The sequence below is a fragment of the Streptomyces sp. TE5632 genome (assembly GCF_054061295.1).
In genome coordinates, this window is record NZ_JBSSEA010000003.1 from 1304337 (window position 1) to 1329202 (window position 24866).

General features: G+C 72.4%; 17 protein-coding genes and 1 pseudogene. 8 read left to right on the forward strand and 10 right to left on the reverse strand.

All coding sequences use genetic code 11. The features are described 5' to 3' along the window. Positions 1 to 14 precede the first annotated feature (14 nt). Complete coding sequence (locus ACVW19_RS11095; RefSeq protein ID WP_457458832.1) at positions 15 to 683, reverse strand: mycothiol-dependent nitroreductase Rv2466c family protein; 669 nt, start codon at positions 681 to 683, stop codon at positions 15 to 17. Between the two features lie 148 nt (positions 684 to 831). Between ACVW19_RS11095 and pepN (ACVW19_RS11100) the strand changes: the two genes are divergently transcribed. Together pepN (ACVW19_RS11100) and ACVW19_RS11105 are read left to right on the forward strand one after the other, a co-directional pair. Further along, on the forward strand, positions 832 to 3450 hold the full coding sequence (gene pepN, locus ACVW19_RS11100; protein ID WP_457458834.1) for an aminopeptidase N: 2619 nt from the start codon (positions 832 to 834) through the stop codon (positions 3448 to 3450). 240 nt (positions 3451 to 3690) lie between these two features. Then, on the forward strand, positions 3691 to 4794 hold the full coding sequence (locus ACVW19_RS11105; protein WP_457458835.1) for a hypothetical protein: 1104 nt from the start codon (positions 3691 to 3693) through the stop codon (positions 4792 to 4794). A gap of 53 nt (positions 4795 to 4847) precedes the next feature. Here the strand turns inward: ACVW19_RS11105 and ACVW19_RS11110 are convergent, their stop codons facing one another. Together ACVW19_RS11110 and ACVW19_RS11115 are read right to left on the reverse strand one after the other, a co-directional pair. Further along, on the reverse strand, positions 4848 to 6605 hold the full coding sequence (locus tag ACVW19_RS11110; protein WP_457458837.1) for a TIGR03767 family metallophosphoesterase: 1758 nt from the start codon (positions 6603 to 6605) through the stop codon (positions 4848 to 4850). A 314-nt stretch (positions 6606 to 6919) separates the two neighbouring features. Beyond that, a complete protein-coding gene (locus ACVW19_RS11115; RefSeq protein WP_457464552.1) occupies positions 6920 to 7366 on the reverse strand; it encodes an NUDIX hydrolase in 447 nt (148 codons plus the stop codon). 307 nt (positions 7367 to 7673) lie between these two features. On the opposite strand from ACVW19_RS11115, the gene ACVW19_RS11120 reads away from it, so the two are divergent. Together ACVW19_RS11120 and ACVW19_RS11125 are read left to right on the forward strand one after the other, a co-directional pair. Beyond that, positions 7674 to 10973, forward strand: a complete 3300-nt coding sequence (locus ACVW19_RS11120; RefSeq protein WP_457458839.1) for a S8 family serine peptidase — start codon at positions 7674 to 7676, stop codon at positions 10971 to 10973. A gap of 335 nt (positions 10974 to 11308) precedes the next feature. Continuing rightward, a pseudogene (locus ACVW19_RS11125) lies at positions 11309 to 11644 on the forward strand (RNA-guided endonuclease TnpB family protein); the annotation flags it as partial. Between the two features lie 220 nt (positions 11645 to 11864). On the opposite strand, the gene ACVW19_RS11130 reads toward ACVW19_RS11125, so the two are convergent. Together ACVW19_RS11130 and ACVW19_RS11135 are read right to left on the reverse strand one after the other, a co-directional pair. Then, positions 11865 to 12707: a hypothetical protein gene (locus tag ACVW19_RS11130; protein WP_457458841.1), complete on the reverse strand. Its 843-nt coding sequence runs from the start codon at positions 12705 to 12707 to the stop codon at positions 11865 to 11867. Between the two features lies 1 nt (position 12708). Next, positions 12709 to 13248, reverse strand: a complete 540-nt coding sequence (locus ACVW19_RS11135; RefSeq protein ID WP_457458843.1) for an RNA polymerase sigma factor — start codon at positions 13246 to 13248, stop codon at positions 12709 to 12711. 382 nt (positions 13249 to 13630) lie between these two features. Here ACVW19_RS11135 and ACVW19_RS11140 point away from each other — a divergent pair, with 382 nt between their 5' ends. Beyond that, on the forward strand, positions 13631 to 14647 hold the full coding sequence (locus ACVW19_RS11140; RefSeq protein WP_457458845.1) for an aspartate-semialdehyde dehydrogenase: 1017 nt from the start codon (positions 13631 to 13633) through the stop codon (positions 14645 to 14647). Between the two features lie 724 nt (positions 14648 to 15371). Then, positions 15372 to 15890, forward strand: a complete 519-nt coding sequence (locus ACVW19_RS11145) for a DUF402 domain-containing protein (RefSeq protein ID WP_457458847.1) — start codon at positions 15372 to 15374, stop codon at positions 15888 to 15890. 137 nt (positions 15891 to 16027) lie between these two features. Here ACVW19_RS11145 and ACVW19_RS11150 read toward each other — a convergent pair whose 3' ends face one another. After that, positions 16028 to 16543, reverse strand: coding sequence for a DUF1203 domain-containing protein (locus ACVW19_RS11150; protein WP_457458849.1), 516 nt, complete (start codon positions 16541 to 16543; stop codon positions 16028 to 16030). 112 nt (positions 16544 to 16655) lie between these two features. Here ACVW19_RS11150 and pepN (ACVW19_RS11155) point away from each other — a divergent pair, with 112 nt between their 5' ends. Continuing rightward, the gene (gene pepN, locus ACVW19_RS11155; protein ID WP_457458851.1) at positions 16656 to 19250 is read left to right on the forward strand and encodes an aminopeptidase N; all 2595 of its coding nucleotides are present in this window, start codon (positions 16656 to 16658) and stop codon (positions 19248 to 19250) included. A 566-nt stretch (positions 19251 to 19816) separates the two neighbouring features. Here the strand turns inward: pepN (ACVW19_RS11155) and ACVW19_RS11160 are convergent. After that, entirely contained in the window at positions 19817 to 20761 is a 945-nt protein-coding gene (locus ACVW19_RS11160; RefSeq protein WP_457458853.1) for an EamA family transporter, read from the reverse strand. Positions 20762 to 20893: 132 nt separating this feature from the next. Between ACVW19_RS11160 and ACVW19_RS11165 the strand changes: the two genes are divergently transcribed. After that, on the forward strand, positions 20894 to 21403 hold the full coding sequence (locus tag ACVW19_RS11165) for a MarR family winged helix-turn-helix transcriptional regulator (RefSeq protein WP_457458855.1): 510 nt from the start codon (positions 20894 to 20896) through the stop codon (positions 21401 to 21403). 502 nt (positions 21404 to 21905) lie between these two features. Here the strand turns inward: ACVW19_RS11165 and ACVW19_RS11170 are convergent. The 3 genes from ACVW19_RS11170 to ACVW19_RS11180 all read right to left on the reverse strand — a co-directional run bounded on the left by ACVW19_RS11170 (position 21906) and on the right by ACVW19_RS11180 (position 24797). After that, positions 21906 to 22193 (reverse strand): hypothetical protein, encoded by a 288-nt coding sequence (locus tag ACVW19_RS11170; RefSeq protein ID WP_457458857.1) that lies wholly within the window; start codon positions 22191 to 22193, stop codon positions 21906 to 21908. A 99-nt stretch (positions 22194 to 22292) separates the two neighbouring features. Continuing rightward, the gene (gene malQ, locus ACVW19_RS11175) at positions 22293 to 24521 is read right to left on the reverse strand and encodes a 4-alpha-glucanotransferase (protein WP_457458859.1); all 2229 of its coding nucleotides are present in this window, start codon (positions 24519 to 24521) and stop codon (positions 22293 to 22295) included. Further along, entirely contained in the window at positions 24522 to 24797 is a 276-nt protein-coding gene (locus tag ACVW19_RS11180; protein ID WP_457458860.1) for a hypothetical protein, read from the reverse strand. Positions 24798 to 24866: the final 69 nt, after the last annotated feature.

Here is a 24866-nt window from a genome sequence, read left to right on the forward strand (position 1 = left end):
ACGACCCGTCGCTCTCACAGGTTGCTGAAGTCCGGGCCCTTCGTGCGGGTGCGCTTGATCTCGTAGAAACCGGGGACGGAGGCCACGGCGAGGGTGCCGTCCCAGAGGCGGGCCGCGTCCTCGCCCTGGGGCGCGGGGGTGACGACCGGACCGAAGAAGGCGATCTGCTCGCCGTCCGCGCCGGGCACTGCGATGACCGGGGTGCCGACCTCCTGGCCGACCTTGTCGATGCCCTCCTGGTGGGAGGCGCGCAGCTGGGGCTCGTACGGGGTGGAGTCCCAGTGCTCCATGAGGGAGTCGGGCAGGCCGACCTCCTTCAGGGCGGCCGCGACGGCCTCCTTCTCCGGGCCCTCGCCCTGGTTGTGGATGCGGGTGCCGAGCGCGGTGTAGAGGTCGCCGAGCACCTCGGCGCCGTGCTCCTGCTCGGCCGCGGCGACGACCCGGACGGGCCCCCAGGCCTTGGTCTCGAGCATCTCGCGGTACTCCTCGGGCAGTTCGTCGAGCTTGTCCTCGTTGAGGACCGCGAGGCTCATCAGGTGCCAGCGGACCTTGACGTCCCGCACCTTCTCCACCTCCAGCATCCAGCGGGAGGTCATCCAGGCCCAGGGGCACAGCGGGTCGAACCAGAAGTCCACGGGGGTGCCGGGGGTGACAGGGGCGGCGGCAGGGGACGTGTCGGGCATGTCGCTCCTCAGGAGGGAAGTGCGGGGTGGGCGTTTCCCCGGGGAAACGCCTGAACTACCCCCGGTCATTCCCGGCTGCCCCCGGTCAGGGGCGCATGGCAGGATCGGTGCTGTCCAGCCCTGTCGACGACGTATGAGGAGTCCGCCCGTGCCCGGTGAGAACCTGACCCGTGACGAGGCCCGGGAGCGGGCCGCACTGCTGTCGGTGGACGGGTACGAGGTGTCCCTCGACCTGCGCTCCGCGACCGGCGGAGCAAGCGGCGGGGACGGAAGGGCCGGCGGCGACGGCGCGGCCGGGCCGCACACCTTCCGCTCGGTGACGACCCTCCGGTTCCGCTGCGCGGAGCCGGGCGCGAGCAGCTTCGCGGACCTGATCGCGCCGAGCGTGACGGCCGTCTCCCTCAACGGGCGGGATCTCGACCCCGGGGAGGTGTTCGACGGCTCCCGGATCCTGCTGGAGGACCTGGCCGCCGACAACGAGCTGATCGTCGACGCCCGGTGCGCGTACTCCCGTACCGGCGAGGGCATGCACCGCTTCGTCGACCCCGAGGACGGCGAGGTGTACCTCTACACCCAGTACGAGCCGGCCGACGCCCGGCGCGTTTTCGCCAACTTCGAGCAGCCCGACCTCAAGGCCCCCTACCGCTTCGAGGTGCGGGCCCCCGAGGGCTGGACGGTGTGGAGCAACGGCGTCGGTGAACTCGCCGACGGTGTCTGGCGGTTCGCGGAGACCAAGCCGATCTCGACGTACATCACGTGCGTGGTCGCCGGGCCGTACCACTACGTCACGGACACCTACGAGCGCGAACTGCCCGACGGTACGCGGCTGGAGATCCCGCTCGGCGCGATGTGCCGCAAGGGTCTCGCACCGCACTTCGACGCCGACGACGTGTTCCTGGTGACCAAGCAGGGCCTGGACTTCTTCCACGACCACGTCGACTACCCGTACCCCTTCGGGAAGTACGACCAGGCGTTCGTGCCCGAGTACAACCTGGGCGCGATGGAGAACCCCGGACTCGTCACGTTCCGGGAGGAGTTCATCTTCCGCGGCAAGGTCACGCAGGCGTCCTACGAGGGCCGGGCCAATGTGATCCTGCACGAGATGGCACACATGTGGTTCGGCGACCTGGTCACCATGGAGTGGTGGGACGACCTGTGGCTGAAGGAGTCCTTCGCCGACTTCATGGGCGCGTTCTCGCTCGTGGGCGCCACCCGTTTCACCGACGGCTGGATCACCTTCGCCAACCGCCGCAAGGCCTGGGCGTACCGTGCGGACCAGTTGCCGTCCACGCACCCGATCACCGCCGACATCCGCGACCTCCAGGACGCCAAGCTCAACTTCGACGGCATCACCTACGCCAAGGGCGCCTCCGTACTGAAGCAGCTGGTGGCGTACGTCGGCCAGGACGCCTTCCTGGAGGGCGCCCGCCGCTACTTCAAGCGGCACGCGTACGGCAACACCCGCCTCGGTGACCTGCTGTCGGTCCTGGAGGAGACCAGCGGGCGGGACATGGCTGCCTGGACGCGGTCCTGGCTGCAGACGGCAGGGGTCAACTCCCTGACGCCTCAGGTGCTGTTGGGCGCGGACGGCAGGGTCGAGGAGCTCGCGGTGCTGCAGGAGGCCGTCCCCGTCGCCCCGGCGGACCACCCCGAACTGCGCCCGCACCGGGTCGCGGTGGGCCTGTACCGGCGTACGGGCGACGGCGCGCTGGAGCGGTACGCGCGGGCCGAGGCGGACGTCGACGGGGCGCGGACGGTGGTCGCCGAGCTGGTGGGTGCCGAGGCGCCCGAGCTGGTGCTGGTCAACGACGACGACCTGACGTACTGCAAGATCCGCTTCGACGAGACCTCGCTGGCCACGCTCCGCGCGCACCTGGGCGCGCTGACCGACCCCCTGGCCCGCGCCCTGTGCTGGTCGGCGCTGTGGAACATGACGCGGGACGCGCTGCTGCCGGCCCGGGAGTTCGTGGACCTGGTGCTGCGGTTCGGCGGGCGTGAGTCCGACATCGGGGTGCTCCAGATGCTGCACGCCTGGGCCGAGTCGGCACTCGTCCACTACGCGGCGCCCGCCTGGCGGGAGACAGGCGGGCGGCTGCTCGCCGAGGGCGCCCGGCGCGAGCTGGAGGCCGCCGCGCCGGGCAGCGAGCAGCAACTGGCCTGGGCCCGCTTCTTCGCCCGGTCGGCCGGTGCGCCGGGCGACTTCCAGCTGCTCCAGGAGCTGCTGTCGGGCACGGTGACGGTCGACGGGCTCGACGTCGACCAGGAGCTGCGCTGGGCGTTCCTGGAGCCGCTGGCCGCGCACGGACTCGCCGACGAGAAGGCGCTGGCCGAGGAGCTGGCCCGGGACGACACCGCCTCCGGCAAGCGTCACCAGGTCCGCTGTCTGGCCGCCCGCCCGTCGGCGGAGGTGAAGGCGCGGGCGTGGCAGCGGGTCGTGGAGTCGGACGAGCTGTCCAACGCGCTGGTGGAGGCGACGATCGCGGGCTTCGCCCAGCCCTCGCAGCGGGAGCTGCTCGCGCCGTACGCGGAGAAGTACTTCGCGGTGATCGAACGGGTGTGGACCGAGCGGTCGATCCAGATCGGCATGGACGTGGTGCGGGGCCTGTTCCCCGATCTGCGGGACTCGTCTCGAACGCTGGACGCGACGGACGCCTGGCTCGCGGCCCACGAGGACGCGGCCCCGGCGCTGCGCCGTCTGGTGCTGGAGGCCCGGGACGACCTGGCGCGGGCGCTGCGCGGCCAGGCGTGCGACGCGGCGGCCGGCTGACACGCACCGCGGCGGCGGGCTGACACGCACCCGCTCCCGGCGCGATCCCACCCCTGAGACACACGCTCCGTGACCGTTACGGAATTCAGTCAATAACAGCCGTAACCCCTGGTCCCACCCGAATGGACCAGGGGTTTTCGGCATCCGAACAAGCGTCCTTTAGGACGAGCTTGTCCCTGATTGTCGACGGCTCTGTAACAGGGGTTCGGGGGCGGACGCGCCCCGGGGACATTGCCGGACATGAACCACGAGACCCCGCTCTCCCCCCGCTCCCCGCACCACCTGGCCGTCGGCACCCGGCGCGTGCTGACGACCGCCCAGCTCCGCTCGCACGGCGTCTCCGCCGCGGAGGCCGACGACCGGTGCCGCCCCGGCGGTGCCTGGCGGCAGCTCCTCCCCGGCGTCGTCCTGCTCCACCCGGGCCCGCCGACCAGCGAGGAGCGGCTGCACGCGGTGCTGATGTACACGGCGCGGGAGCGGTCCGTGCGGGTCCCCGCCCAGCCCGGCCCGGCCGACTCGACGGCGCCCCGCTACGAGGAGGCGATGATCACCGGGCTGGCCGCGCTGACCCTGCACGGCTTCTCCTCCGCTCCCCCGCTGCCCTCCCTGGACGCCTTCGACGTACTGGTGCCGCGGCTGCGCCGACTGCGCTCCACGGGCTGTGTCCGCATCGTCCGCACGCCGGTGCTGCCGGTCCCCGCGCAGGTGACGGGCGTGCCGGTGGCGCCGGTCCCGCGGGCGCTGGCCGACGCTGTGGCCACTCTGGACGACGCGGCCGCGGTGCGCCGGCTGCTGACGGAGGCGGTGGTCGGCGGCCACTGCGACGCGGCCACGGTGGTGCGGGAGCTGACCGGTGCGAAGCTCCTGAACCGGCCGCACGTGGTGGACGCGGTGGACTCGCTGGTGGCCGAGGGCCGTGCGGTCGCGGAGGGCCGGCTGTACCGGATGGTGTGGGAGTACGGTCTGCCCGACCCGGTGTGGAACGTCGACCTGCGCCTGCCGGGCGGCCCCCACCTCGGCGGTCTGGACGCCTACTGGCCCGACCAGGCCGTGGCACTCGAGCTGGACACCCGGGCCTCCCGGCAGGGCCCCCGTCCGTCGGATCTCCGCCCGGCGGAGCGCCGTCGGGAGGGCCACCTTCCGGAGGGCTCCCTCCAGGAGGACGTGTGGTCCGAGTACGCCCGCAAGCGTGAGCTCCTGGAGCGGCTCGGCATCACCGTCGTACACGTCACCCCGCACAAGCTGCGGGACGCGGCGGAGCAGCAGGCGGCGGTGATCCGTACGGCGCTGATGGCCGCGGACGACCGCGATCCCGCCGCCTACGTCATGGTGCTGCCCCGCTGACCCGGCCCGCACCGTGCGCCCGCCCCGCCGGTCCCGCCCGCCCTTCCTGCTTCCTACGCCTTGAGCAGGAGTTCCGTGTTGCGGTCCCGGGGGGTGCCGCCGAGGTCGGTGCGGGCGCCGGGGGCGTTGTAGGACAGTTCGCGGTAGAGGGCGGCCAGGCCGGTCTGGGTGAGGTCGTCGTGGTCCGTGCGGGACGGGGCCGCGGACTCGACCAGGGTGGTGAAGAGGGACAGCGTGCCGTCCTCGTTGTCCACCAGCTCGATGACGCGGGCGAGGTGGGGGAAGTCGATGTGGGAGGCGGTGGAGATCTCCCAGAAGGAGCCGGCGGAGCCGGTGTGCGGGGTGATGGCGTTGCGGTGGATGTGACCGTTGACCCAGGCCACCACGTTGCGGTGCCGGCCGAGGAGCGCGAGGAGTTCCCTGCCGTCGTGGCGCCGTTCGTCGGGGCGGGCCGGGTCGCGGTGCGTGTTCGTCATCGATTCGCTGGTGTGGTGGCTGAAGATGATCGCGCGGGAGTCCTTGTGGGTCCGCAGGGTCCGTTCCAGCCAGCGCAGTTGGGCCGTGCCGAGGGAACCCGTGTAGTGGCCGCCCGGGTCGGTGGTGTCGAGGCTGACCCCGATGACGTCGTCGGAGACGCGGAACGCGTAGTACTGGGTGCCCGCGTCGAGGTTGGCGGCGGTGTAGCCGTGGCCCACCGGGCCGGATCCGCGGTGCGCGGGGTCCAGGTGCGCCTTCAGGTACTCGGCGGGGGTGAACGGGGCGCGCGCCTCGTCGGGGGTGACCGAACGCATGGCGCGGGCGTGGGACTTCAGGAACTCGCCGTACTGGACGCCCCGGGGGTCGGTGGCCTTCTTGATGGTCTGCTGGAGCTTCTTCGCCTCGGCCGCCGGTATCTCCATCAGCTTCCGTCCGCCGACCGCGAGTTCGGTGAGGTGGGAGTCGCCGTGGGAGGCGTAGCAGCCGAGTGGCATCGTGTCGTGGTTGCCGACGGTGGAGTACCAGGGAAGGTTGAGGCCGGGGCTGTTGACCTCGCGGACGGCCGCCGCGAGGAAGCCGTCCAGGTGCGGGAAGCCGAGCTGCTTGTCGGCGTCTCGGACGGCGGTGTCCGGCTGCCAGTACTGCCGCAGACCGCTGTTCTGGACGCCTTCGTAGTGGCGCGCGTCCCCGGAGTTGGGGGTGACGCGGCCACCGCTGAGCACCGTCAGGAACCAGTCCAGTTCGGTGCGGGTGTTGTTGTCCGTGTTGTCGCCGGTGGTCATCGCGAAGTGCAGCGGGGAGCCGGTGACGGGGGCGCCGCGCAGCGCGTTGATCCGCTCGACGAGCGCGACCGCGCCGTGCACGGTGAGCGCCTCCTGGGGGCGCCAGGCGCGCACATCGGTGGAGCGCAGGTACTCCAGGCGCAGCGGATGCTGCGTGTCGAGCAGGTGCAGGTCGGTGAGCTGCACGAACGCCGCCAGCGTGGTGCGGCGGTCGTCCCGGCCGGAGCGGGCCGCGGCCAGCTCGCCGCGCACCACCCGTCCCCAGCCCTGCCCTTCGTCGAGGCGCCGGTACCCGGGCCCACCGGTCCCGCCGCGCGGGGCGGACATCCCTTCGAGGGTGGTGCCCCGGGTGTACGGGGCGAGCGGGGCGGCCGGTGCCTGTCGGGAGGAGGCGTGCACGGCCTCGCCCGTGGCGGCGTCCGCCGCGACGGCCTCGCCGCCGGGCCGCAGGGCGCGACCGACGACGGCGGAGAGGGCCACCGCACCGGTGGCGGCGAGGACGGAACGGCGGTGGAGTCCAGTGGAGTCGGCGACTGAGCGTATGCGCGACATGGCGCTTCCCTCCCCGGGTGCGAACGCGTCGGCAGTGGTCGCGGGGCGTTCGCCGGGCGAACGTTCCGCTCGTACTGGATGCTCGGCAGCGGGAATGGCCTGCGTGTGAACGCGGCGGCAACGCGCGACACCGATCGCCATACGTGGATCTTGGACCACCCCGCGTGTCGGCACCCGCTTCCGCACCGGCCCGAGGCCGGTCACTCCGCGTTCACTTCACGGGAGGGCCGGGCCGGGGGACATCAACCCGATGGCGACAATTGCCGCAATCGCCCGATCGAGGTCAAAGGCCTCGACCGGCCGTCCGCCGCCGGTCAGTCCTCCGCGTGCTCCGCGACCCGCCCCGCGGCCGGTCGCTCCCGCCACAGCCGCAGCGCGATGTCGACCAGGCGGACCCGGACCAGTTCCGGGACGGCGTCCAGGGGCTGCCAGGCGGCCAGTTCGGTGGAGCCGCCGATCTCGTTGCGCAGTTCGCCGCCGGTGATCCGCCCCTCGTAGACCAGCCGTACGCCGTGGTGGTCGACGGGGCGGCTCAGGCGGCCGCCGGGGAAGGTGCGCCGGCTGGAGTTCACACCGAGCAGTCCGGTGACCTCGACGCGGTAGCCGGTCTCCTCCTCGACCTCCCGCCGCACGGTGTCGTAGGGATCCTCGCCGTGCTCCATGCCGCCGCCCGGCAGGACCCATTCGGGAACGCCTCCGGGCACCGGGGACCGGGCCAGCAGCAACTGCCCGTCGCGCACCACCACGGCGTAGGCCGCCACCCGCAACGTCTCTCGCACTCGGGGACGTTACCCCGATGCCCGCCGGACCGGCAGGCGAGTACCCGTCAACGGGCCGCCGCCGTACGGCGCGACCGCGCGAACGACTTGCCCGCTTCGTCACTCGGCACCCGATACGTGCATAGCGGGTTTTCCCCACACATCCATTTCGATTCGGCCAACTCTCCCCAAACACCTGTCCCTTGCGAAAGGCTCAGCGATCGTCCGGGATCGTATTCCGGACGATCGCGGCCAGGGTCGATCGGCTCCGGTCGCTCCACGATGGTGCCTTCACCTACAAGGGATGCCGATGACCCATTCCTCCCAGCGCGAAGCGATATCGGGCACGAGACGCGTCGCCCGTATCGCCCTGGCCGCCGGTCTCGTCGCCGCGCTCAGCGCGGTCGGGCCGATACCCCTGGCGGTCGCCGCCGCCGCGCCGACCGCCGCGCCCGTCGACGGGGACGTCAAGTCCGCTCCCGACAAGCTCGGTTCGAAGGACGCGGACCTGCTCGCCGAGGCCAAGGCGGACGGCGTCAAGAACGTCACGATGATGATCGCCACCGCCCCCGGCAAGACCGAGCAGGTCGCCGAGCAGCTGGACGCGGTCAAGGGCGGTTCGGTCGGCCGGACCCACGACGAGCTCGGCTACGTCCGCGCCACCGTCCCCACCGCGAAGGCGGAATCGGCCATCGCCGCCGCCGCCAAGCTCTCCACCGTGCACGGCATCGACCTGCGCGAGGAGATCCCGCTGGACGACCCGACGCCCGGCGCGGACACCACGAAGGGCGCCGCCGGCAAGGGCGGCAAGGGCGGTCACCCGGCTCCCGGGAAGCAGACCCCCGCCAAGAACCCGTACAACCCGTCCTTCGAGACCGGCGCCGTCGACTTCGTCAAGGACAACCCGAAGGCGGACGGCCGCGGTGTCACCATCGGCGTCCTCGACACGGGTGTGGACCTCGCCCACCCGGCGCTGCAGAAGACCACCACCGGCGAGCGGAAGATCGTCGACTGGGTGACGGCGACCGACCCGCTCGTGGACGGCGACAAGACCTGGCGCCAGATGACCGAATCGGTGTCCGGCCCCACCTTCACCCACGAGGGCACGACCTGGACGGCACCCGAGGGCTCGTACCGGATCAGCACGTTCAAGGAGTCCTACACCATCGGCGGCGACGCGGGCGGTGACGCCAACCGCGACGGTGACACCACCGACTCCTGGGGCGTGCTGTACGACGCGGCGGCCGGCACGGTCCGCGTCGACCTGAACAACAACCAGGACTTCTCCGACGACACCCCGATGAAGCCGTACAAGGACGGCTTCCAGATCGGGTACTTCGGCACCGACGACCCGGCCACCGAGGTCGCCGAGCGCCAGCCGTTCGTCGTGGAGATCCGCAAGGACGTCGTCTACAACGCGGCCGGCGCCAAGGCCGACTTCGTCAACATCGGCCTCATCCAGGGCTCGCACGGCTCGCATGTCGCCGGCATCACCGCGGCCAACGGCCTGTTCGGCGGCAAGATGAACGGTGCCGCCCCCGGCGCGAAGATCGTCTCCTCCCGCGCCTGCACCTGGTCCGGCGGCTGCACCAGCGTGGCGCTCACCGAGGGCATGATCGACCTCGTCGCCAACCGCGGTGTCGACATCGTCAACATGTCCATCGGCGGTCTGCCGGCGCTGAACGACGGCAACAACGCCCGCGCCCAGCTGTACACCCGCCTCATCGACACCTACGGCGTCCAGCTGGTGATCTCCGCGGGCAACTCCGGCCCCGGCACCAACACCATCGGCGACCCCGCACTGGCCGACAAGGTCATCTCGGTCGGCGCGACCATCTCCAAGGAGACGTGGGCCGCCAACTACGGCTCCGAGGTGAAGAAGAAGTACGCCATGATGCCGTTCTCCTCGCGCGGTCCGCGTGAGGACGGCGGCTTCACGCCGACGCTCGTCGCGCCCGGCGCGGCGATCAACACCATCCAGACCTGGTCGCCGGGCGCACCGGTCGCCGAGGCGGGTTACGGCCTGCCCGCCGGTTACGGCATGCTCCAGGGCACCTCGATGGCCTCCCCGCAGGCCGCCGGTGCCGCCGCGCTGCTGCTGTCGGCCGCGAAGCAGAAGCGCGTCGACCTCCCGCCCGCGAAGCTGCGCACGGCCCTCACCTCCACCGCCGAGCACATCAAGGACGTGCAGGCCTACGAGGAGGGCGCCGGCCTCATCGACATCGAGGACGCCTGGGACGCGATCCGCGACGGGGCCACCGCGCACGAGTACACGGTCAAGGCACCGGTCGACACCGCGATCGACCAGTTCCTGAAGACCCCGGGCTCCGGCACCGGCCTCTACGACCGTGAGGGCGGCCTCAAGGCCGGCCAGAAGAAGACGTACGACATCACCGTCACCCGTACGTCCGGCCCCGACCGCGCGATCCGGCACAGGCTCGACCTCGAGAACAACGCCGGCGACACCTTCCGCATCCTCGGCGACCGCGACGTACAGCTGTCGCTGAACAAGCCGGTGACCGTCAAGGTCCAGGCCGCGCCCCGCTCGGCCGGTCTGAAGAGCGCGATCCTGGAGGTCGACGACCCGCGCACCGAGGGCGTCGACCGGCAGATCCTGAACACCGTGGTCGTCTCGGCGCCGCTGAAGCACACCTTCTCCGCCTCCGGTACGGCCCAGCGCAACAGCACCACCTCCTACTTCGTCACCGTGCCCGAGGGCGCGAAGACGCTGGAGATCGCGCTCGGCGGGCTGAAGGCCACGAGCCAGACCCGGTTCATCGCCATCCACCCGTACGGCGTCCCGGCCGACCCGACGTCGACGGTCAACTGCTACCCGAACTACAACAACCCGGCCAACACCTGCCGTCCCGACGTGCGTTCGTACGCGGACCCGCAGCCGGGCGTCTGGGAGATCGAGGTCGAGTCGCGCCGCACCTCGCCGCTGCTCGACAACCCGTACAAGCTGGACGTCGCCGTGCTCGGCGCGTCCTTCGACCCGGAGACCGTGACCGTCCCGGAGGCCAAGGTCGGTACTCCGGCCGACGTCTCCTGGAAGGTGACCAACCGGGCCGCCGCCCTGGACGGCAAGCTGGTCGGCGGCCCGCTCGGCTCGGCCAAGACCGACCGGCCGACCATCCGGACCGGCGACGTCCACACCACCACGGTCGAGGTGCCCGCGGGCGCCGCGTCGCTCGACGTGGCCATCGGCAACGTCACCGACACCGCCGCCGACCTGGACCTGGCGGTCTACGACAAGAACGGCACCCGCGTCGCCCAGTCCGCCGACGGCGACTCGGAGGAGTCGGTCTCCATCGCCAAGCCGGCCGCCGGTACGTACACCGTCCAGGTCGTGGGCTACTCCGTCCCGGCCGGTTCCGCCGAGTACGACTACCGGGACGTGTTCTTCTCCGCCACGCTCGGCGAGGTCACGGTCGACGGGGCCGCCTCGGTGAAGCTCGGCACGGGCGACTCGGCCACCGTCTCCGGCAGCGTCACCGCCGTCGCGGCGGCTCCCGAGGGACGTGAGTTCTTCGGGCGGGTCCAGCTGGTCAACGCGCGCGGCACGGTCGCGGGCACGGGCAGCGTGACGATCGAGAAGGTCGTGCCGTAACCGACGGCCACCACCAGGGGGCGGGCGTCCACCAGGGCGCCCGCCCCTTCGTCGTCCGCACCCCCCGTCGATCATTCACTTGGTCTCTTGCGAGGAGGCCCCGGCGTTCACGCCGGGGAGGAATCGCATTCCGTGACAGTGGCGCGGGACGTCGCGGCGTCCTGCCCCCTCTGAGCATGGAGTGTCGCTGTGGCTTGCCTGGTGTGGGCGAACGTGTGTGCCGGTGTTCGCTGGTGGGGGTGGTCGGGGCGGGAAAGGAGTGCGGGTGTGCGGATCTCGTGCGCATGGTCGCCTCGCAGGGTCGGCGCGGCCGGAATGCGGACGGGGGTGAGGGTGTGGCGCACGCAGCCGGGGCCGACAGGGCGGGGCGTGCCCGGTACACCTACCGGCTGCGGGTGTCGTCGGCCGCCCGCACCGCCCTGCTCGCCGAGTGGGACCGCTGCCGCTGGGTGTGGAACGAATGCGTGGCCAAGTCCCGGCAGGTGCACGTCCGCAATCGCGCGCACCCGGACGATGGGCTGACGTGCGGCCCGGCCCGGCTCGACGAGATGCTGACCGAGGCCCGTGCCCGTATGCCATGGCTCCGCGACGGCGCGAGCGTGCCGCAGCAGCAGACCGTCCGGGACTTCGCCACGGCGCGTTCCAAGGCGCTGAAGGACACTGTGCGTCGTGCGGAGCGAGAACCAAGCACGCACTCCCTCTCTCGGAACGTACCCACACCTGCACCGCCTGCCAGGCCGTCTCCCCCAGAGACAAGAACTCCGCACGCGTGATGCTGGTCCGGGCTGGTCTCGACCCGGCTGGTGCTGAGGGCACAAGACCCCCGGGAGCGCTGCTCCCGGCGGCAGCCTGAGCCAGGAGTCCCCCTCCTTCTCCAGGAGGGGGAGGATGTCAATCGCAGGTCAGGGTGCGCGACACGGGCAGCGCGGCGGTGATCCGCGCCCGCTCGATGGCGATCTCCTCCTCACCGACGATCACGGTGTCCGGGACGGCGCCCTCGCGGGGCAGGCCGACCAGGACCCGGTCGCCCTCGTGCAGCGGGGGGTGGCTGTCGGCCTCTCGCAGGACGACGATCTCGTCGTCGCCGCCCTGCACGCCCTTCTCCGGCTTGTGGACGCGGGTCGCCGTCAGCGTGACGCGCTCCTGTCCGGCGCCCGCGCCCGTGCCCGGTACCGGCTCCACCGCCGCGACCGTGCCCTCGGCGACGAGCCGGGCGCAGGCGAGGTAGCGGGGGCTGCCGAAGGCCGCACCCTCCGACTGCTCGGCACTCGAGGCGTCGGCAGCGGCCTTGGCACCCGAGTCTTCGGACGCTCCTCCCCCGGGCTGCGTCACGAGCCAGCCCATGCCGACGACCACCGTGGCGGCCGCCGCCGCGACGAGCGCTCCGAGGGCGACCCGCAGAGGACGGCGGGCACGGCGTGGGCGGAGGGGCAGGGGCCGCTCCGGTGCGAGGGGGATCGTCGGTGCAAGGGGCCTCACCGGCGCGAGGGGGGCCGCCGGGGACCCGGACCCGGCCTCCTGGTGCTCATCACCGGCGCCGGCCAGCGCGTCTCCGATCAGCCCCAGCTGCTCCCGCAGCACGGCGACGTCGGCGGCGGCCGCGTCCCGCGCGGCCGTGAACGCCGGGTCCTGCCGGGCCCGCGCGGGCAGCGGCTCGTCGAGGAGCGCGGCCATGAGGGCGTCCATGCCGTCGTACTGGGGCATGCCGTCGTACTGGGGGTCGTGGGCGGCCACGTCACACCACCTCATCTTCGTGCAGGCGGGCGCGCAGGGCCCGTACGGCCGTGTGCAGCCGGCTCTTGACCGTGCCCTCGGGAACGCCGAGCTGCTCGGCTATCGAGCGCACCGGAAGGTCGGCGTAGAACCGCAGCACGACGACCTGGCGCTGGGCGTCGGGCAGCCCGTCCAGACCGCGGGCGACGGCGAGGGAGAGCAGGCGGGTCTCCTCGTCGGCGGGGAGCTGCTCCGCCGGGCGCAGCGCGGCGAGGCGTTCGCCGAGCCGCTCCTGGCGGCGTTTGGCCCGGTGCCAGTCCATGGCGAGGTTGGAGGCGACCACCGCCGCCCACGCGGAGACGTCCCGGGGCGCCTCCTGCCCTCTCGCGGCGCGTTCCAGCAACCGCAGGCGGACCTGCTGCACCCCGTCCGGCAGGTCGGTCTGCGGCACCCCGCCGAGCGCGAGCACCGCCCGCACCCGGCGTTCCTGCGCCGCGTCCAGCGGGTCGTCGTCCGCGGCGCCGTACGCCGGCCGGCCGCGCCGGATTCTTCCGCGCAGCACTGCCCACCCCCTCACCCTGTTTCCCCTACGACGCCGGCCGGGCCCGGAACGTTCGACCGGGTGCCGCGGACCGGGCAGAGGCGTACGTCACACCGCCGTGTGGGTGGGGCGGGGCCGGGCAGGGGACCTTGCGGTCGGTGGCCCCCGACGGCTGATTTCCTGCGGCCCGCAGGGGTGGTGACCGCAGGTCCGCGACCGGTGCCAGGCGCCGGGGCGTCCCATTGTGCGGGCAAAGAACGCAAAGAATTGGACAGGCGGGCCGTGGTCGGCCGCATGATGGAAATGCCTCGGCCAGCAGGCGACGGGAACATTTACATCAGAAGGCGTCAAAAGACGTCAGAAAATGTCAGAAGACACAGTAGGCAGCAGTGAGGGAGACGCCGTGAGGGTCGGAATCGTCGGAGCCACCGGTCAGGTGGGCACGGTCATGCGCAGCATCCTCGAGGAGAGGAAGTTTCCGCTGACCGAGCTGCGCCTGTTCGCCTCGGCCCGCTCGGCGGGGACGGTCCTGGACGGGGTCACGGTCGAGGACGCGGCCACCGCGGACTACACCGGCCTGGACATCGTGCTGTTCTCCGCGGGCGGCACGACCTCGAAGGCGCTGGCCGAGAAGGTCGCCTCGCAGGGCGCGGTCGTGATCGACAACTCGTCCGCGTGGCGCAAGGACCCCGAGGTCCCGCTGGTCGTCTCCGAGGTGAACCCGGACGCGATCGCGAACCGCCCCAAGGGGATCATCGCCAACCCGAACTGCACCACGATGGCCGCGATGCCGGTACTGCGTCCGCTGCACACCGAGGCGGGCCTCGAGGCGCTGGTCGTCGCCACGTACCAGGCGGTGTCCGGCTCCGGAGTCGCGGGCGTGGCCGAGCTGCACGACCAGACCCAGAAGGTCGTCGCCGACGCCGACAAGCTGGCCCACGACGGCGCGGCGGTCGACTTCCCCGAGCCCGGCGTCTACAAGCGCCCCATCGCCTTCAACGTGCTGCCCTTCGCCGGCAACCTCGTGGACGACGGTCTGAACGAGACCGACGAGGAGCAGAAGCTGCGCAACGAGTCCCGCAAGATCCTGGACATCCCGGAGCTCAAGGTCTCCGGCACCTGTGTGCGGGTCCCGGTCTTCTCCGGCCACTCCCTCCAGATCAACGCCCGGTTCGCCCGCCCGATCAGCGCGGAGCGCGCGACCGAGCTGCTGGCCGACGCCCCCGGTGTCGTCCTCAGCGACATCCCCACCCCGCTCCAGGCCGCCGGCCAGGACCCGTCCTACGTCGGCCGCATCCGCCGCGACGAGACGGTCGACAACGGCCTGGCCCTCTTCGTCTCCAACGACAACCTCCGCAAGGGCGCGGCCCTGAACACCGTCCAGATCGCGGAACTGGTGGCGGCCGAGCTGAAGCGGTAACCGCGGCCCGCCCGCAGCGAGGGGGCTCACCCGGCCGGGTGAGCCCCCTCCGGCATGTTCAGGGCGTCGGATGTCGCCGTAACGCGACAACCCTGCTCGAAGGGCGGGGGCTACGCGCAGGAATTCGGTCACCAGGCCCCACCGGTGACCCCGTCCCCGCTCACCCGGTCCCGAGGAATGCGGGGGCAGAGGGCTCCGCCTCGTGACAGCCCTCGTCGATGACTTCGGCGTCACCGCACACCACCCCGGCAAGACCGTGTGGTTGGTGCTCAAGGCCGCCTCTCCCGAGGCAGGAGGGGCCCACCTCGGAAGCACCTGAACGCGCCCGGCGTTCGTACGGGGCACAGCGGGGGTGACGGAGTTGCGGACGGCGCCGCCCAAGCCCAAGTCCGTCAACACCGAGGTCCTGCGCCAGACCTGGACGTGGTCACGTTCTCGGACCCGCAAGCCTCATCTCCCGGTGACGACCTGTGCTCCGTCCCCCGATTCCGTATGCCACCCTGCGGAATACCGCCCCGGAAGTGACATGCCTGTCCAAAAGCGTGAGCACTTCGGCCGCCACTGTCCATATGGCGCTCATTTGAGCGCCTGCGGGGCACATTCCTGCCGACTTTTCACGCTTTTCAGCAAGGCCTCCGTCTCCAGGCCGGACCCCGTACTTTCGGGATCGCGAGTTCCGGGCGGCCGGACGGCGTGGTCGGCGCCGTCGGGTTAGCGTTTCGGCATGGTCACAGAGAGCGCCTCCGTGCTGGTCGACATACGCAAGTACGACGGCAGCCTGAGCGCGCGGTGGACTGCCGTCCGGCTCGGTGAGGACGAGCACGGCGTGTGGTTGGGCACGGCGCAGGGCGTTCCCGTCAAGTCGGCCACGGGCGGCCGGACAAGCCGGTTCGCGTACGTGATGGTGGTCCCGCCCGGTGAGTGGTGGACGGCCACGTTCTGTGCGGACCCGGGCCCCGAGATGTACTGCGACGTGTGCACGGTGCCCGAGTGGAGCGCCGACGGGACCGTCCTGCGCACGGTGGACCTCGATCTCGATGTCGTGCGGCCTCATGGCGGTGAGGCCCACATCGAGGACGAGGAGGAGTTCGCCGAACACCGGGTGCGCTACGGCTACCCCGACAGCGTCGTCGACAAGGCGCGGCAGACCTGCGAGTGGTTGATGAAGGCGGGCCGTCGCGGGGGTGAGGGCGTCGAACCCTTCTCCTCGGCGTACCGCCACTGGCTCGGCCTGATCGAGTAGTCGGGGCGCTGCCGGGTGGTGGTGCGCCGCTCCTCAGCCGGGTGATCCGGGCCTTGACGAGCCGGCCGGGTGCCCCGCCGCCTGCTCCGCGCCCCACGCGACACCTGGCTGCGACGGCCTGCGGGCGGGCCGGCGGGTCATCGACCCTCTGAAGCCGGGGCACCACGGTCGTCGGGTCGTACCTCGTAGAGGAAGCAGCCGTGCTCCACGGCGCGGACGTGGACGAGGGCGACCTCCGGGTCGGTGAAGGCCTCCGTGAGGGCGGGGGCGAAGGCCTCCGGGGTCTCCACCAGGCGGCCGCCCAGGATGCGGCCGTCGGCGGAGTAGCGGCGGAGGGTGCGGTGGGCGTGGGTGAAGGGGAGGCCGGCCTCGGGCGCCGGTCCCGCGCACTGCTCGGCGTGGATGAAGACCGGGCCCTGCTCGTCGTACGCGCCCGGGTCGGCGCCCGTTCGTGCCGCCCAGCGGCGCAGCGGCGCGTACGACACCAGGGCGACCGTCTCGCCCGGCACGCTGCGGCGCAGGCAGCAGCGGAGCGGGGCGCCGCCCTCGTCGTCGGTGCGGGGGACCGCGGGGCGGCCCGCGTCGTCCAGGGTGCGCAGTTCCTCCAGGACCGGTGCCGGGACGGGGCGGGCGGTGTGGTGGGTCGTCGTCATGGTTCCAGGCTCGCGCCGGGCCGGGCGCGCCACCGGCGGGAAATGGTCATCGCGTTCCGTGCCGGGCACGTGGAAGGATGACACAACCCACACATAACGAGGAGATGACCGCGTGCCTGGCACAAACCTGACTCGCGAAGAGGCGCAGCAGCGGGCGAAGCTGCTGACCGTTGACTCGTACGAGGTCGATCTCGACCTCTCCGGCGCGCAGGAGGGCGGCACCTACCGGTCCGTGACCACGGTGCGCTTCGACGTCTCCGAGGACGGGGGCGGGGCGGAGTCGTTCATCGACCTGGTGGCTCCCGCCGTCCACGAGGTGACCCTCAACGGGGACTCCCTCGACCCCGCCGAGGTGTTCGAGGACTCCAGGATCGCCCTGCCGGGTCTGCTCCCGGGCCGCAACGTCCTGCGGGTGAGCGCCGACTGCGCGTACACCAACACCGGTGAGGGCCTGCACCGGTTCGTCGACCCGGTCGACGACCAGGCCTACCTCTACACCCAGTTCGAGGTGCCGGACGCCCGCCGGGTGTTCGCGAGCTTCGAGCAGCCGGACCTCAAGGCGACCTTCCAGTTCACCGTGAAGGCCCCGGAGGGCTGGACCGTCGTCTCCAACTCGCCGACACCCGAACCCCGGGACAACGTCTGGGAGTTCGAGCCGACGCCGCGGATCTCGACGTACATCACCGCGCTGATCGTCGGCCCGTACCACTCCGTGCACAGCGTGTACGAGAAGGACGGCCAGTCGGTGCCGCTCGGCATCTACTGCCGGCCCTCGCTCGCCGAGTTCCTCGACGCGGACGCCATCTTCGACGTCACGCGGCAGGGCTTCGAGTGGTTCCAGGAGAAGTTCGACTACGCGTACCCCTTCGGGAAGTACGACCAGCTGTTCGTGCCGGAGTTCAACGCGGGCGCGATGGAGAACGCCGGTGCCGTGACCATCCGGGACCAGTACGTCTTCCGGTCGAAGGTGACGGACGCCGCCTACGAGGTGCGGGCCGCGACGATCCTGCACGAGCTGGCCCACATGTGGTTCGGCGACCTGGTCACCATGGAGTGGTGGAACGACCTGTGGCTGAACGAGTCGTTCGCCACCTACGCCGAGGCCGCCTGCCAGGCGGACGCGCCGGGCTCGAAGTGGCCGCACTCCTGGACGACGTTCGCGAACTCCATGAAGACCTGGGCGTACCGGCAGGACCAGCTGCCGTCCACGCACCCGATCATGGCCGACATCCGTGACCTGGACGACGTGCTGGTCAACTTCGACGGCATCACGTACGCCAAGGGCGCGTCCGTCCTGAAGCAGCTGGTGGCCTACGTCGGCGAGGACGCGTTCTTCCGGGGCGTGCAGGCGTACTTCAAGCGTCACGCGTACGGCAACACGCGCCTGTCCGACCTGCTGGGCGCCCTGGAGGAGACCTCCGGCCGCGATCTGAGCACCTGGTCGAAGAAGTGGCTGGAGACGGCCGGCATCAACGTGCTGCGCCCGGAGATCGAGACCGACGGCGCGGACGGTACGGGCGTCATCACCTCCTTCGCCATCCGTCAGGAGGCCCCGGCGCTGCCCGCCGGCGCCAAGGGCGAGGCCACCCTGCGCCCGCACCGCATCGCCGTCGGCCTGTACGACCTGGACGAGGCGAGCGGCAAGCTGGTGCGCGTCGACCGGGTCGAGCTGGACGTCGACGGGGAGCTGACCGCCGTGCCGCAGCTCGTCGGCAAGGCCCGTCCCGACGTGATCCTGCTCAACGACGACGACCTGTCGTACGCCAAGGTCCGCCTGGACGAGCGGTCGCTGGCCTTCGTCACCGAGCACCTCGGCGACTTCGAGGCGTCCCTGCCGCGCGCGCTGAGCTGGGCCTCGGCCTGGGACATGACCCGGGACGCCGAACTCGCCACCCGCGACTACCTGTCCCTGGTGCTGTCGGGCATCGGCAAGGAGTCGGACATCGGCGTGGTGCAGTCGCTGCACCGCCAGGTGAAGCTGGCGATCGACCTGTACGCCGCCCCGGTCGCCCGCGAGGCCCTGCTCACCCGCTGGACGGAGGCCACGCTGGCCCATCTGCGGGCCGCCGAGGCGGGCAGCGACCACCAGCTGGCGTGGGCGCGCGCGTTCGCCGCGACGGCGAGGACGCCGGAGCAGCTGGACCTCCTGGACAGCCTGCTGGAGGGCACGCAGACGATCGAGGGCCTGGCCGTCGACACGGAGCTGCGCTGGACGTTCGTGGAGCGGCTGGCGGCGGTGGGCCGGTACGACGAGAGCGAGATCGCGGGCGAGTACGAGCGCGACAAGACCGCCGCGGGCGAGCGTCACGCGGCGACCGCGCGGGCCGCCCGGCCGACCGAGGAGGCCAAGGCGGAGGCGTGGGCGTCGGTCGTGGAGTCCGACAAGCTGCCGAACGCGCTCCAGGAAGCGGTCATCGCCGGCTTCGTCCAGACCGACCAGCGCGAGCTGCTGGCGCCGTACACGGAGCGGTACTTCGAGGTGCTCAAGGACGTCTGGGAGTCCCGCTCGCACGAGATGGCCCAGCAGATCGCGGTCGGCCTCTACCCGGCGATCCAGGTCACCGGCGAGACCCTGGACCGCACCGACGCCTGGCTCGCCTCGGCCGATCCGAGCCCGGCCCTGCGCCGTCTGGTCTCCGAGTCCCGCGCGGGCGTCGAGCGGGCCCTGCGCGCCCAGGCCGCGGACGCGGCGGCCGAACGGGCGTAACCCGTACGCGTACGCATCAGGGGCGCCCGGCACGAGTCACGCCGGGCGCCCCTCGCCGCGCGGAGGCCCGTACGAAGGTCCGCCGGCGCAGTGCTTCGACCACGCGCTTTCGCAGGGCCTCGTCCTCGAGTGGCCTCGGCGTACCGCCGTGAACGGGCGGCATGGTGCCGGGGCACGCGAGCGTCCTCTCGCACAGGTCGAGTGCGCGGCGCGAGAGGACGGCCTCGCGGTGGGCAGGGATGGCGTTGCTGTTGTCGACTCGACCCGATCTCCGGTACGGGGCATCTCGACCAGGAGGAAGTCCCTGTTGAACTCACCGCCGTTCTCCTCGACTTCCTCCGCCAGACGCGTTGGCGCCCCGCGAGATCGATGACGAGCGCGAGCCGTCGGACCGGCTCACGTGACGACGACCGTCGCGAGCCGGGCGGGGGTTCGTGAGCACGCAGGCGAACGCGAGCAGGGCGGACACGGGTCAACCGCCCTTCCCCGGCTGCGGTGCGGCCGCTTCCGAGTCGTCCACACGGAGCGCCGTGGTCGACGCACCTGCCCGGCCGAGCCGGTCCCGGTCACCGAAGGCGAGCGCTTCCCCCGGTGAGACGGCTCTGCGGGCTCGGGGACGGCGGGAACCGGGGGGGAGCGTCCGACGCCGCCCGGCTGCGCGGAGTGATCTGGCCCGCCACCGTCGCTCCGAACGCCAGTGTCATGCCGGTCAGTTGCCACGGCGTCAGCGCCTCGCCGAGCGCCGCCCAGCCGACGACGGCCGCGGTGAGCGGGGAGAGCGGGCCGAGGAAGGTGACCTGGGTGGCGGTGAGCCGGCCGATGCCCCGGAACCAGAGCCAGTACGCGACCGCCGTGTTCGCCAGGGCGAGGTAGAGGTAGCCGCCGACCGCCGGGCCGTCCAGCAGGGGCGGCGCCCCCTCGACCACGAGGGCGAGCGGGGCGATCAGCAGGCCGCCCGCGGTCAGTTGCCAGCCGGTGAGCGCGAGCGGGCCGACGCCGTCGGGGCGACCCCACCGCTTGGTGAGCACGGTGCCGGTGGACATGGAGGCGATGGAGGTGAGCGCGGCGAGCACACCGAGCGGGTCCAGCGCCCCGGCCCCCTTCAGGACGACCAGGCTCACGCCGAACGCGGCCACGGCCCCGGCGAGCAGGGTGCGTGCCGTGGGCCGCTGCTCCAGCAGCAGCGCCGAGAGGCCGACCACGCACAGCGGCCCCACCGAGCCGACGGCCGCGGCCATCCCGCCGGGCAGCCGGTAGGCGGAGAGGAACAGCAAGGGGAAGAAGGCGCCGACGTTGAGTGCGCCGAGCACGGTCGCCTTCCCCCACCAGGCGCCGCGCGGCAGCACCCGGGCGAGCGCGAGCAGCAGCAGTCCGGCGGGCAGGGCGCGCATCAGGCCGGTGAACAGGGGGCGGTCGGCCGGGAGGAACTCGGTGGTGACGGCGTAGGTGGTGCCCCAGGAGACGGGGGCGAGGGCGGTGAGTGCGATCAGGGTGGAGCGGTTCGGGGCCATGGGTGCGCACCTCTTCCCGGGGAGGCTTCAGGTCGGCAGAAAATAGCTTACCGCTAAGCTACTTTCCATCAAGCTACTCTCTGGGGAGTCACTTGCTTGCGGGCAACTGGAAGGAGACGGATACTCCTGCCCATGAGCGCACGTCCCGAGCAACGCAAGGATCCCGTCGACGCGATCATCGAGCAGTGGGCCCGGGAGCGGCCGGACCTCGACACGGCCGCCATGGAGGTCTTCGGCCGCGTCCACCGGCTCTCGCGCGCCATGGGTGACCGGATGGACGAGGCGTACGGCAAGTACGGGCTCTCCCGCGGGGAGTTCGACGTCCTCGCGGCCCTACGCCGCTCCGGCGACCCCTACACCCTCTCCCCGCGCCGGCTCTCGGCCACTCTGATGCTCACCACCGGCGGGATGACGGGCCGCCTCGACAAGCTGGAGCGGGCGGGGCTGCTGCGCCGCTCCCCCGACCCGCACGACCGCCGGGGCCTCCAGGTCACGCTCACCGAGCAGGGCCTGCGTCTGGCCGACGAGGCGGTCGGCGCGGGTCTCGCCCTCCAGACGGAGGCCCTGGCCGCCCTGGACGGAGAGCGGGCGGAACGACTGGCGGATCTCCTACGGGACTTGCTGCTCGCCACCGAGAGGTAGCGGACCGGCCGACGTCCAGGGCATGACCGCCGAGCGCCGGATCACCACCCTGTTCCGGCGCACGACCCCTTCGACCAAGCGGCGGCTCACCGGACCGAACCTGCCGCGCGGCCACCCCACCGGGACGGCCGCGAAGGTGTTCATGCCGCCGAAAATCTGGATCCGCCCCATGCGCGCCGTCCCCTCGGCATCGAGCTCCTCGGCCCAGCGCCGCATGTTGCCGCCGCTGGGACCCCAGACAGCGCCTGTGTCAGCCGGTCCAGGAGCTCGCCGGCCACGGGGACGGGCCATCGGTGGTGACCGTGTCGTCGCCGGTTGCCCGCCCTCGGTTCGGACCGCTGCCCGTCGTCGTGAGCATCGACCTCGTCTCCCTGCGGATGTGGTGAGTCGCCTCTCGAACCGGAACGGTACGCAGCACGAAGGGCGCCGACCCCGCCGCGTACGGCGGGGTCGGCGCCCTCGGAAAGCTGCGGGGACGGCCGACCGGGGTCCGGGACCGGTGTCAGGCCTTGGCGTCGGCCTTGGCGTCCGGCTTGATCCTGATGTTGGAGCTGGTCGTGTCCTTCTTCTTGTGCGACTTGTCGAGCACCATCACCAGACCGGTGATGACCAGGAAGAGCACGATCGGGGCCACGACGTAGAGGCCCAGCGTCTCGACGACGCTCAGGCCCGTGCCGGGGTCGTCCCCGTCGTCACGGGTGAGCGCGAGCGCGGGGGACGTCATGAGCAGCATCATCAGCGTCGTACCGGCTGCCAGGGCGCCGGCGCGCAGGGCGTTCGTCTTGTCCACGGTGCCCAAACTAGCGAACGCCCGTGGGGCCCGCGCGCCCGGGGTGCTGTACGGGGCCCCGGTCGGACCGGGTATGCCCTGGTCCGACCGGGTCTGTCCTCAGGTGTCGCCGCCCGCACCGCTCGGCCGGGTGGCGGGGGCGGCATGGGCGTCGCGGGTTGCACGGATGCGGACGACGTCGAGCAGCGCGTGCAGCTGCGGGGATGCCGTCAGGCCCTCCAGCGACATCGGGCGGCCCTGCGCGTCGGCGATCGGCAGGCGCCAGTTCGGGTACTGGTCCCAGGTGCCGGGGAGGTTCTGCGGGCGCCGGTCGCCGATGCCGTCGGGGAGCCAGACGCCGATCATCCGGGCGGGGGTGCGCAGCAGATAGCGGTGGAAGGCCTGGATGCGCGCCTCCTCCTCGGAGCCGGCGGCACCGCCCGTGCCGTGCAGCAGGCCGAGCCGGGCCAGCAGCTCCAGCCACTCCCCGGTGTCGGCGGCGGCCTCCGCCCGCTCCTCGGCCAGGGGGCGGGTGAGCAGGCCGAGGCTGTCGCGGAGCTCGACGTGCTCGCCGGTGAGGCGGGCCGCGGTGGGCGGCAGGTCGTGGGTGGTGACGGTGGCCAGGCAGTCGGCGCGCCAGGCCCCGGGCGGCAGCGGTCGGCGGTCGCCCTCCCAGTCCCGTTCGAACCAGAGCACCGAGGTGCCGTACACCCCGCGTTCGCGCAGCGCCTCGCGCACCCCGGGCTCCACCGTGCCGAGGTCCTCGCCGATCACCACCGCCCCGGCTCGGGACGCCTCCAGGACGAGGACGGCGAGCATGGCCTCGGCGTCGTGGCGGACGTACGTGCCCTCGGTGGGCGGGTGGCCCCGGGGGACCCACCAGAGCCGGAACAGGCCCATCACGTGGTCGATGCGCAGGGCGCCCGCGTACCGGAAGAGGGCCCGGAGCAGGGCGCGGAAGGGCGCGTAACCACAGGCGGCGAGCCGGTCGGGGCGCCAGGGCGGCAGGCCCCAGTCCTGGCCGCGGGCGTTGAAGGCGTCGGGCGGGGCGCCGGCCGACATGTCGGCGGCGAGGGTGTCCTGCTGCGCCCAGGCGTCGGAGCCGCCGGGGTGCACGCCGACCGCGAGGTCGTGGACGATCCCGACCGGCATCCCGGCCTCGCGGGCGGCCCGCTGGGCGGCGGTGAGCTGGGTGTCGGTGAGCCAGGCCAGCCGGGAGTGGAAGTCGACGCGGGCCGTCAGCTCGCGGCGGGCCCGACGGGTCTCGGGTGAGCGCGGGTCGCGCAGGCCGTCCGGCCAGGTCTGCCAGTCGGGGCCGTGCACCTCGGCGAGCGCGCACCAGGTGGCGTGGTCCTCCAGGGCCGGGCCCTGCTCGGCGAGGAAGTCGCGGTAGGCGGCGAGCCGACCGGGCCCGAGCGGCACCTCGTTCACCAGTTCGAGCGCGGCCTTCTTGGCCTCCCACACGGCGTCCCGGTCGATCAGGGCGCCCTTGTCCAGCACCGCCTCGCGCAGCTCCGCGGCGCGTCCGCTCAGGGCCCGCAGCCGGTCTCGGTTCTCGGCGCCCGAGACGTACGCGAACTCGGGGACGTCCTCGATCCGCAGGTGGACCGGGTCGGGGAAACGGCGCGAGGAGGGCCGGTAGGGGGAGGGGTCGGTCGGGGCGCCCGGGACGGCCGCGTGCAGGGGGTTGATCTGGACGAATCCGGCGCCGAGCGTACGGCCCGCCCAGGCGGCCAGCTCACCGAGGTCACCTAGGTCGCCCATGCCCCAGGAGCGGCGGGAGAGAAGCGAGTAGAGCTGGACGAGAAGCCCGTACGAGCGGGCCGGCGACGCGGGCAACGTGGCCGGGGCGACGATCAGGTGGGCCTCGGCGGTGCGGCCGTCGGGCGCGGTGGCGGTGACCCGGTGCACGCCGGGCGGGAGGTGCGCGGCCGAGGCGCGGGTCTCGCCCTGCTCGGTGCTCACCAGCAGGCGGGTGCCCTCGGGGAGCGCGGCCAGGGCGGACGGGACAGCGGGGCCCCAGCCGACCACGGTGGGCGGCAGCAGCCGCTCGGCCCGCTCCCGCTCGCCGGCGGCGAGCGCGTCACGGACGGCCTCCGGCGTGCCCGCGTCCACGCCGAGCGCGGCCAGGGCGAGGGTGACGGCGGTGGCGGAGGCGGCGACCGTACGGTCCGGGGAGGGGTTGTAGGAGGTGGCGACGCCGTGCAGGGCGGCGAGCAGGGCCAGGTCCTCGGACGGGGGCCCGGAGGGCGGGGGTCCGGAGGGCGGGGGTCCGGACGGCGGGGGTCCGGACGGAAGCTCGACGGACGGCGGCTCGGTCGGCGGCTCGGCCGGGCCGGGCGCGGCCATCTAGGGCTCCGGGACGTACTGGGCCGGGAAGGAGTCGAGTCCGGTGGAGTCCATGGCGGCGTCGGACTCACTGGTCAGCGGGGCGGCGTCGGCGAGCGGGGGTTCACTGGTGAGGGGTTCGGCATCGGGCAGCGGGGGCTCGCTGGTGAGCGGGACCTCGGCGCGGGGTCCCTCCGCGCTGAAGACGCAGGCGTGCAGCCCTTCGGGTTCGACGGACAGCTCCGCCACGGGTTTGGACAGGGCCGGGGACAGGACATAAGCCGGTGCGGCAGCCACAGATGGTCTCCTTGTCGAGATCATTTTTCGTTGAGCATTGAGCATTGAGGCAAGTCGCTCGGTCGGGTT